Here is a 9,231-nt window from a genome sequence, read left to right as displayed (position 1 = left end):
GGTGTCTGGCCCACGTTTTGCGCCCACATACGGTGGACCAGACGCCGACGACACTTGAAAGGTGGACAACTCACCGCCTTGGCGGGGGCGTCAGTCGTCGGAGGGGCGGGTGAGGCCGGCGGTGATGAGGTCCATGACCGAGGAGTCGGCCAGGGTGGTGGCGTCCCCGACCTCGCGGTTCTCGGCGACGTCGCGCAGCAGGCGGCGCATGATCTTGCCCGAACGCGTCTTCGGCAACTCCGGCACGACCATGATCTGACGCGGTTTGGCGATCGGGCCGATCTCCTGGGCGACGTGGTTCCGCAACGCCGTGATGGCCTCGTCGTCGTCAGCCCTGTCGCCGGCCGACTCGCGCAGGATCACGAACGCCACCACCGCTTGCCCCGTCACGTCGTCGCTCGCCCCGACGACCGCCGCCTCCGCGACGCTCGGGTGCGACACCAGCGCCGACTCGATCTCCGTGGTCGACAGGCGGTGGCCCGACACGTTCATCACGTCGTCGACGCGGCCCAGCAGCCAGATCGCCCCGTCCTCGTCCTTCTTCGCGCCGTCCCCGGCGAAGTACACGCCCGGCCAGCGCGACCAGTAGGTGTCGACGTAGCGCTGCTCGTCGCCCCAGATGGTGCGCAGCATCGACGGCCACGGCTCGGTGACCACGAGGTAGCCGCCCGAGCCGTTCGGCACCGACTCGCCCGCGTCGTCCACCACGTCGACGCTGACCCCGGGGAAGGCGACCATTGCCGACCCCGGCTTCGCGTGCGTGACGCCCGGCAGCGGGGTGATCATGTGCGCGCCGGTCTCGGTCTGCCACCACGTGTCGACGATGGGGGTGCGGCCGCCGCCGATGTTGTCGCGGTACCAGACGTACGCCTCCGGGTTGATCGACTCGCCGACCGACCCCAGCAGCCGCAGGCTGGACAGGTCGTGCTCGGCGGGGATCTGACGCCCCCACTTCATGAAGGTGCGCACGGCGGTCGGCGCGGTGTAGAAGATCGTCACCTTCTTGTCGGCGATGATCTCCCACCAGCGGCCCTTGTGCGGGGTGTCCGGCGTGCCCTCGTAGAGCACCTGCGTCGCGCCCGCCGCCGTCGGCCCGTAGACGATGTAGGAGTGGCCGGTGACCCAGCCGATGTCGGCGGTGCACCAGTAGACGTCGTCGGGCTTGTGGTCGAAGGTGCCGTGGAAGGTCGTCACCGACTGCACGAGGTAGCCGCCGGAGGTGTGCAGGATGCCCTTCGGCTTGCCGGTCGTGCCCGAGGTGTACATGACGTACAGCGGGTGCTCGGCGTCGAAGGCCTCCGGGGTGTGCTCGGCCGAGGCGCTGTCGACCACGTCGTGCCACCAGAGGTCGCGGCCCTCCACGACGTCGGTGTCCTGGCCGGTGCGCCGCACGACCAACACATGCTCGGCCGGGCTGGACTCGCCCAGCTTCGCCAGCGCCTCGTCGACGGCGGGCTTGAGGGCGCTCGGCGCGCCGCGACGGTAGCCGCCGTCGGCGGTGATGACGAGCTTCGCGCCGCAGTCCTCGACCCGGCTGGCCAGGGCGTCGGAGGAGAAGCCGCCGAAGACGACCGTGTGCGGGGCGCCGAGGCGCGCGCAGGCGAGCATCGCGACGACCGCCTCGGGGATCATCGGCAGGTAGATGGCGACCCGGTCGCCGGCCTCGACGCCGAGGCCGGCGATGGCGTTGGCCGCGCGGCTCACCTCGTCCTTGAGATCGGCGTAGGTGAGGTCGCGGGTGTCGCCGGGCTCGCCGACGAAGTGGAAGGCGACCTTGTCGCCGAGGCCGTTCTCGACGTGCCGGTCGACGCAGTTGTAGGCGACGTTGAGCCTGCCGCCGACGAACCACTTCGCGAACGGCGGGTTCGACCAGTCGAGCACGTCGGTGAAGGGCTCGGCCCAGGTCAGCCGCTCGGCCTGCTCGCTCCAGAAGCCGAGGCGGTCGGCGGCGGCGCGCTCGTAGGTCGCGGCGGTGAAGTTGGCCTGCGCGGCCAGTTCGGCCGGCGGCGCGAACACACGGTCCTCGTGCGCGAGGTTGCTGATGGTCTCGTCAGTCACGACGTTCTCCTGTGTAGTCGTAGTGGCCCGCCTCACATTGTGGACCTTCGGGGTGGCGCAAAGGTGGCGGCCCGCCGGGCCTCCGGTTCGACGAAGTGCTCCTGGCTGCCCTTCTCGCTGGACGTCACGGCACCCGGCCCAGCTGAGGAAGAGTCCAGCGGGATCGAGACGGTCGCGAGGCCGCGATCCGATCCGTCTTGACTTCTTCGGCGGGGTTGTGGATCGGTGGCTTGCCAGTGGTGTCGGCTGGTGGGTAGGGTCGAGGTATCGCCCGCCCCTACGGGGGAGTGGGAAGCGGAGGCCGGACCCCCGCCGTATGACGGGAGTCGGCCTCGGCGTTTTCTGACGCAGTTCTGCTCAGACGTCGATTCGCGGGTAGACGCTCTCGTCGCGAGAGCGTGACCCGCCAGCGCGCTGGTCGGCGGCGAGTCCGGCGATGGCGTCGGGAAGCCACAGCATCGGTTCGTCGAGGGGACGGATGAATCCGACGCGGAACGAGGTCGGGATGACATGGGCGCCGATGAGCGCGGCAACCATGGCTCGGTCTTCGGCGTCGAGATGACCTGGTCGTGACTCGATCCACGCGTGAGTGACACCGCGATGGTTGAGTTCACGGAGGAGACGTTCGAGGCATTTGCGCCGAGCGCGCTCCTGGCGTTTGCCGTCGGCGGGCGTGACGACCGCGAGGTGGACGAGGTCCATGGCTGAGATCGTGTCGACCGTGCGTCGTCGGGTTCGTGCTGTCTCGTCGTTCCAATGGAGGCGGCCGGTCGGATTGACGACGAATCCCCGGAGGGTGGAACTCAGTGAGTCGACACGCGACGGTGGGGCCGGGCTTGCCGCGAGAACGTAGAAACCCTGGTGTGGCCCGTTGACGTGGACTGACTCGTCGATCCACGCATGCGGGGCTTCGGGCATGTGGTTCAGGTTAAGCGGGGCGTGTGGAGGCAGGACGGTTTTCCACAGGCTTGATGGAGTGATCGTCAGTTTTCCAGGGCGTGGAGTCCGGCGAAGGCGCGGTCGATCATGACCTGAGGCCGGGCTTTGGTCAGCAGGGAGACGCTGGTCATGAGGGCGAAGCCGAGAAGCACGCTCCGCAGAGGCGGGCTGGATGACGAGCGCCGCGCCGCCCCGCCTCCGTGCCCGGACCGTCATCCATGTCGGTCGTGAGAGCCGAGATGGGTTTTCCTGACGGGATACCACAATATGATGTCAGTATGAGTACCAAAGTTCGTAAGACCTTGACGCTTGACCCGGATGTGATCGAGTCCTTCGGCGACGATCCGGGAGCGCTCTCTGCCACGGTCAACGCGATCCTGAGGGAGGAGTTGAAGCGGCGTTCGCGGCGGGCGGCGCTGGCGTCCTTCGTGGAGGAGCTCAATCAGGAGTTCGGCCGGCCCGATCCGGTTGAGGTGGAGCGGTTTCGGAAGGCGTTCGGATGACGGCCTTGGTGTTGGACTCCGAGGCGTTGTCCCAGTTGGCGCGGAGTCGATCCGGTCGTTCCCCCGGCGCTGTCCACGCGGCGCTCGTGGCCGCAGTGGAAGCGGAGGCCGACGTCCTTGTCCCGGCGGCGGTGTTGGCTGAGCAGTACCGGGGAGGGCGCCACGATCAGGTGGTCGACTCCTGCCTGGGGCGCTACAGCGGGATCGAGGTCGTCGACACGACACGGGCGTTGGCACGGATCACCGGTCACGTGTTGGCGCGCGCCGGTCGCGGGTCGGCGGACCACGTCGACGCCACGGTGGTGGCGGTCGCCTTGAGCGCTCGCGACGCCGTGATCGCCACCGGCGACGTCGCCGACCTCACCGCCCTGGCGGGCGACCTGCCAGGCGTGTCGGTCGAACGAGCCTGAGTTATTCATCGAGTGTTACTCGACAGTCGGGGCGGAAGGCGCCACGGTGGACCTGTGGGTCGCACCGTGTGGCGCGCCCCGCGATGGGATATTTTGACATCAAACAATCTTGCCCGCGAAACGGAGACACCGTGGCCGATCCGACGATCATCTACACCCACACCGACGAGGCGCCGGCGTTGGCGACGCACTCATTCCTTCCGATCATCCGGGCCTACGCCCAGACCGCGGGTGTGAACGTCGAGACCCGCGACATCTCGCTCGCCGGTCGCATCATCGCCTCGTTCCCCGAGCACCTCACCGAGGAGCAGCGCGTCGACGACGCCCTCGCCGAGCTCGGCGACCTGGCCAAGCGCCCCGAGGCCAACATCATCAAGCTGCCGAACATCTCGGCCTCGGTGCCGCAGCTCAAGGCCGCCGTCGCCGAGCTGCAGAGCCAGGGCTACGCGCTCCCGGACTACCCCGAGGACCCGCAGACCGACGCCGAGCGCGACGTCCGCGCCCGCTACGACAAGGTCAAGGGCTCGGCGGTCAACCCCGTCCTGCGCGAGGGCAACTCCGACCGCCGCGCGCCCGCCTCGGTCAAGCGCTACGCCCAGCAGCACCCGCACCGCATGGGCGCCTGGACCGCCGACTCCAAGACGGCCGTCGCCACGATGGGCGCCAGTGACTTCCGCGCCAACGAGAAGTCGGTCGTTCTCGAGGCCGACGACACCCTGCGCATCGAGCTGGTCGGCGCCGACGGCGCGACCACCGTGCTGCTGGAGTCGCTGCCGGTCATCGCCGGCGAGGTCGTCGACGGCACCTACCTCGACGTCGCCGCGCTGCGTTCGTTCCTGACCGAGCAGATCGCCCGCGCCAAGGCCGAGGGCGTCCTGTTCAGCGTCCACCTCAAGGCCACCATGATGAAGGTCTCCGACCCGATCATCTTCGGCCACGTCGTGCGCGCCTTCTTCCCGAAGACCTTCGAGACCTTCGGCGCCGACCTCGACGCCGCGGGCCTGAGCCCCAACGACGGCCTCGGCGGCATTCTGGCCGGCCTCGACGCGCTGCCGAACGGCGCGGAGATCAAGGCGTCCTTCGACGCCGAGCTGGCCGACGGCCCGGAGCTGGCGATGGTCAACTCCGACAAGGGCATCACCAACCTGCACGTGCCGAGCGACGTCATCGTCGACGCCTCGATGCCGGCCATGATCCGCACGTCGGGCCACATGTGGGGCCCGGACGGCGAGGAGGCCGACACGATCGCGGTCATCCCCGACTCGTCCTACGCGGGCGTCTACCAGGCCGTCATCGACGACTGCAAGGCCAACGGCGCCTACGACCCGGCCACGATGGGCACCGTCCCGAACGTCGGTCTTATGGCGCAGAAGGCCGAGGAGTACGGCAGTCATGACAAGACCTTCGAGGTGCCGGCCGACGGCACCGTGCGCGTCGTCAACGCCGCCGGTGATGTGCTGATCGAGCACGCGGTCCAGGCCGGTGACATCTGGCGCGCCTGCCAGACCAAGGACGTGCCGATCCGCGACTGGGTCAAGCTCGCCGTCACCCGCGCCCGCGCCACCGGCGACCCGGCGGTGTTCTGGCTCGACCCCGAGCGCGCCCACGACCGCAACCTCATCGCCAAGGTCGAGGCGTACCTGCCCGAGCACGACACCGAGGGCCTCGACATCCGCGTCCTCTCGCCGGTCGAGGCGACGAAGCTGTCGGTCGAGCGCATCCGCCAGGGCCTGAACACGATCAGCGTCACCGGCAACGTGCTGCGCGACTACAACACCGACCTGTTCCCGATCCTCGAGCTCGGCACGAGTGCGAAGATGCTGTCGGTGGTCCCGCTGATCAACGGCGGCGGCCTGTTCGAGACGGGCGCGGGCGGCTCGGCTCCCAAGCACGTCCAACAGTTGGTCGAGGAGAACTACCTGCGCTGGGACTCCCTCGGTGAGTTCCTGGCGCTCGCGGTGAGCTTCGAGCACCTGGCGCAGACGACCGACAACGCGCGGGCGCAGGTCCTGGCCGACACGCTCGACCGGGCCACCGGCTCCTTCCTCGACAACGACCGCTCGCCGGGCCGCAAGCTCGGCACGATCGACAACCGGGGCAGCCACTTCTACCTCGCCCTGTACTGGGCGCAGGAGCTGGCCGCGCAGACCGACGACGCCGACCTGGCCGCCGCCTTCGCCCCGCTCGCCGAGGCGCTCGCGTCGAACGAGGAGGCCATCGTCGCCGAGTTGATCGGCGTCCAGGGCTCCCCGGCCGACATCGGCGGCTACTTCCAGCCCGACGTCGAGAAGGCGTCCGCCGTCATGCGCCCCTCCGCCACCCTCAACCAGGCCCTCACCACCCTCGCCTGATCTCTGGGTCGCGTCTCTTCCAGATTTGCGCCAAGTTCAACCTTTTCCCGTCAGGGATTCGGTTGAACTTGGCGCAAATCTGGTGAGAGGGCTAGTCGTCGAGGCCGCGGGCGGCGAGGGCGTCGCCGAGGTGGTGGGCATGGGCGACGGCGCGGATCGCCATCGGTGTGAGCCACGCCCGGGGGGATCGTTCGATCCCACGGGCACGGGCGGCGTCACGTGTCTCGGCGGCGATCTGAGCGATGCGAGGGATGGACGTCAGCGTGAGCGAGATCGTCAAGGCGACTCGCTCGGGACGCACGCCGATACGACGAAAAGGGCCGAGACCACGCACGAGTGCGTCCAGCATGGCGTCGACTCGGGTGGTCGCGGTGAACGTGACAGCCGCGATGACCAGCGCCAGCACCGTCGCCGCGACCTCGACTGCGACTGGCCAGCCGCGCTGCCACCATTGAAACGCCACGATCAGAGCCGCCATGATGGCGAAGGGACGCAAGCCCCCGACCAGATCGCGGAGGGGCAGGCGGGCGGAGAGCGCCATCGCCAGCGACACGCCGACGGTCGTCACGGTTGGCCAGGGTCCGCTCAACCAGACCACGAACACGCCATAGCCGAACAGTGCGGCGAGTTTCGGACCCGCGGGAAGCCGATGCAGCAGAGTCGTCCCAGGACGATAGACACTTAAGACAGGTGTCATGGGCCGACCGTGGACATGTAGTGGGCGACCGCGTCGTCGGCGGGTCCGTCGAAGGCGATCCGACCGTCACTGACGACGATGCCGCGTTCGCAGCGCGCCGCGAGCGCGAGGTCGTGGGTGGCCACGATCAGTTGCTGGTCGAGGCCGAAGAGGACTTCTGCGACGCGGCGCGTATTGCTCAGGTCGAGCAATGTGGTCGGCTCGTCGGCCACGACGATGGCCGGTTCGATCGCCAGCACGCCGGCGAGCGCGAGCAGTTGTTTTTGTCCGCCTGACAGCGCGTGCACGCTCACCTCCGCCCGATGGGCGAGACCATAACGATCCAGGATCGCCAGAGCGGCGTCGTGGCGCTCCGCCCGGCGGGGGTATGCGCGGCGCAGCGACAGGGCGACGTCTTCGATGGCTGTGGGCATCGCGAATTGCGCTGACGGATCGGTGAAACAGAAGCCCACCTTCTTGCGCACCGCCACTGTGTGCTCAGCGACGTCGAGGCCGTCGACGATGACGCGACCGGTCGTGGGCCTCACCAGTCCGTTGACGAGACGAGCCAGCGTCGACTTGCCCGATCCGTTCGCGCCGATGAGGGCGATGCGCTGCTCCGACCAGACTCCGTTGACGTCGGTCAGGATCGCTGTCTGTCCGTCGGGGGCCGTGACGCCGACGTCGACCAGCTCGATCACTGGCGGCTGAGCAACTGCGGGAAGGCTCGGTGGACGGCCATGGCCACCACGACCGCGATGGCGAGCTTGAACAGGTCGATGGGGACGAAGGGGGCCGCCCAGGCCAATCCCTGGCTATAGGACACCTTGAAGAACAGGGCGATGCTGAGAGCGCCGGCCAGCGTCACGACCAGTTCACCGACGAGTCCGCCGAGCACGACGAGCAGTTCGGTGAAGCGGGAGTCGCGTCGGATCGCGTACTGGGCTGCGAAGCCGATGGCGGCGGCGGCGAGCGGAAAAGTCAGCAGATAGCCGGAGGTTTGAGTCGAGAAAGGAGCCAGGCCCGCGGCGCCGCCGGCGAACACTGGCAGGCCGGCGATGCCGATGGCGAGGTAGAGCACCACGGACAGGAAGCCTCGAAGAGGCCCGAGCACGGCGCCGGCCAGGAACACCGCGAACATTTGCAGGGTGGTGGGCGTGCCGCTGGCGGCGCCGAAGATGGTGGCCGAGAAGGGTGAGACCACGGCGAGAATCGCGGCGAAGGTGGCGATGAGCGCCAGGTCGGTGCTGGTGAGGAAACGACGCTGGGTGGTCGGGGTGGTCATAGGGGCCTCCTGAATGGTGTTCACCTGAACATCGTTCAGGTTACTCGATAGAGTGGCCGTATGGCCCACAGCCTCGACGACGTGATCTCCGGCGCGCTGCGCGTGCTCGACCGTTACGGCCTGGAGTTCTGCTCGATGCGCCGCGTCGCGGGGGAGTTGGGGGTGCAGCCGAGCGCGCTGTACCACCACGTCAAGGACAAGCAGACGCTGTTGGCGCACATGGCCGCGCGTATCGTCCGCGAGGTGGAAGTCGGCGACGATCTGATCGCCTTCGCCCACGACCTGCGCGCCGCGATGCTGACCCTGCGCGACGGCGCCGAGGTCGTCGCGACCGCCTCGGCCTTCCGTCTCGGCGTCTCCGATCTGGAGGCCGACCTCGCCCGCCGCTCCAGCCCCGACCTCGCCCGCACGCTGTGGATCTACGTCGTCGGGCACACCCAGGCCACCCAGCTGCACCGCCAGGCCAGCAACCTCGGCGTGATCGAGGCCGACCCCGACCTCGACGCCTCCTTCGCCCGCGGCCTCGCCATCATCTGCGGCTGAGCGTCAACGCCAGGCGGCGAGCAGGTCGTCGGCGCGAGGAACACGGTCGCGGTGGCGGCGCAACTGGTCGAGTTCCACGGAGGTGACCCCGCCTCGGGCGCGCCACTTGACCGTGCCGACGAGCGAGGTCGTCTCGTGGGTGGTGGCGACGGCGTCCACTTCGACGCTGTCGGCGCTCGTCATCCAGGGGAACTCGTCGAGCACGACGATCATGGGCCGCTTCGGGCGGCGAGGCCCACCCGCAGGAGCCACTCGCGCCAGGACGAGGCGGGAGAGTCGGTGATGAGTTCGAGGTCGGGCAGAGGGCGTCGTGACTCGTGGAACGCGGCCGTGGCGTCGGAGAGCTGCTTGCGGATCGAGGCCTGGAAGACGGCGGTCGCGAACACGTACGGAACGTCGGCGTCCTCGGAGCGCGATGATCTGGCCGGTCTGTGTGGCGGCGACCGACCGGACGGACCGTCGCACC

Annotated in this window: 11 protein-coding genes; 4 read left to right on the top strand and 7 right to left on the bottom strand. The window is 68.8% G+C overall.

Translation table 11 applies throughout. The annotated features are described in order from the left end of the window. Nucleotides 1-90 precede the first annotated feature (90 nt). Both acs and QM621_RS04250 read right to left on the bottom strand, forming a co-directional pair. On the bottom strand, nt 91-2,058 hold the full coding sequence (acs, locus tag QM621_RS04255) for an acetate--CoA ligase (RefSeq protein ID WP_414989115.1): 1,968 nt from the start codon (nt 2,056-2,058) through the stop codon (nt 91-93). A 357-nt stretch (nt 2,059-2,415) separates the two neighbouring features. Beyond that, a complete protein-coding gene (locus tag QM621_RS04250) occupies nt 2,416-2,760 on the bottom strand; it encodes a hypothetical protein (RefSeq protein ID WP_414989114.1) in 345 nt (114 codons plus the stop codon). A gap of 515 nt (nt 2,761-3,275) precedes the next feature. Here QM621_RS04250 and QM621_RS04245 point away from each other — a divergent pair. The 3 genes from QM621_RS04245 (at nt 3,276) to QM621_RS04235 (ending at nt 6,261) form a co-directional block, all read left to right on the top strand. Then, nucleotides 3,276-3,500 carry a hypothetical protein gene (locus tag QM621_RS04245; RefSeq protein WP_414989113.1) on the top strand — a complete coding sequence of 75 codons (225 nt, stop codon included), beginning with the start codon at nt 3,276-3,278 and terminating at the stop codon, nt 3,498-3,500. After that, nucleotides 3,497-3,910, top strand: coding sequence for a PIN domain-containing protein (locus tag QM621_RS04240; RefSeq protein ID WP_414989112.1), 414 nt, complete (start codon nt 3,497-3,499; stop codon nt 3,908-3,910). Before QM621_RS04245 ends, QM621_RS04240 begins: the two co-directional genes overlap by 4 nt. A gap of 131 nt (nt 3,911-4,041) precedes the next feature. Further along, on the top strand, nt 4,042-6,261 hold the full coding sequence (locus QM621_RS04235) for an NADP-dependent isocitrate dehydrogenase (RefSeq protein ID WP_414989111.1): 2,220 nt from the start codon (nt 4,042-4,044) through the stop codon (nt 6,259-6,261). A gap of 91 nt (nt 6,262-6,352) precedes the next feature. Here QM621_RS04235 and QM621_RS04230 read toward each other — a convergent pair whose 3' ends face one another. The 3 genes from QM621_RS04230 to QM621_RS04220 are packed head-to-tail and all read right to left on the bottom strand — an operon-like array spanning nt 6,353 to nt 8,222. Then, complete coding sequence (locus tag QM621_RS04230) at nt 6,353-6,958, bottom strand: energy-coupling factor transporter transmembrane component T family protein (protein WP_414989110.1); 606 nt, start codon at nt 6,956-6,958, stop codon at nt 6,353-6,355. Beyond that, nucleotides 6,955-7,638, bottom strand: a complete 684-nt coding sequence (locus QM621_RS04225; RefSeq protein WP_414989109.1) for an energy-coupling factor ABC transporter ATP-binding protein — start codon at nt 7,636-7,638, stop codon at nt 6,955-6,957. Before QM621_RS04225 ends, QM621_RS04230 begins: the two co-directional genes overlap by 4 nt. Further along, nucleotides 7,635-8,222, bottom strand: a complete 588-nt coding sequence (locus QM621_RS04220) for a biotin transporter BioY (protein ID WP_414989108.1) — start codon at nt 8,220-8,222, stop codon at nt 7,635-7,637. Before QM621_RS04220 ends, QM621_RS04225 begins: the two co-directional genes overlap by 4 nt. 60 nt (nt 8,223-8,282) lie before the next feature. Here QM621_RS04220 and QM621_RS04215 point away from each other — a divergent pair, with 60 nt between their 5' ends. Further along, complete coding sequence (locus tag QM621_RS04215; protein ID WP_414989107.1) at nt 8,283-8,765, top strand: TetR family transcriptional regulator; 483 nt, start codon at nt 8,283-8,285, stop codon at nt 8,763-8,765. A 3-nt stretch (nt 8,766-8,768) separates the two neighbouring features. Here QM621_RS04215 and QM621_RS04210 read toward each other — a convergent pair whose 3' ends face one another. Further along, complete coding sequence (locus QM621_RS04210) at nt 8,769-8,978, bottom strand: hypothetical protein (RefSeq protein WP_414989106.1); 210 nt, start codon at nt 8,976-8,978, stop codon at nt 8,769-8,771. Beyond that, entirely contained in the window at nt 8,975-9,151 is a 177-nt protein-coding gene (locus tag QM621_RS04205; RefSeq protein ID WP_414989105.1) for a hypothetical protein, read from the bottom strand. The genes QM621_RS04210 and QM621_RS04205 overlap by 4 nt, the downstream gene beginning before the upstream one ends. Nucleotides 9,152-9,231 lie beyond the last annotated feature (80 nt).

Source organism: Aeromicrobium sp., from assembly GCF_047606445.1.
GTDB lineage: Bacteria > Actinomycetota > Actinomycetes > Propionibacteriales > Nocardioidaceae > Aeromicrobium.
This window is presented reverse-complemented; position numbering and strand designations above follow the sequence as displayed.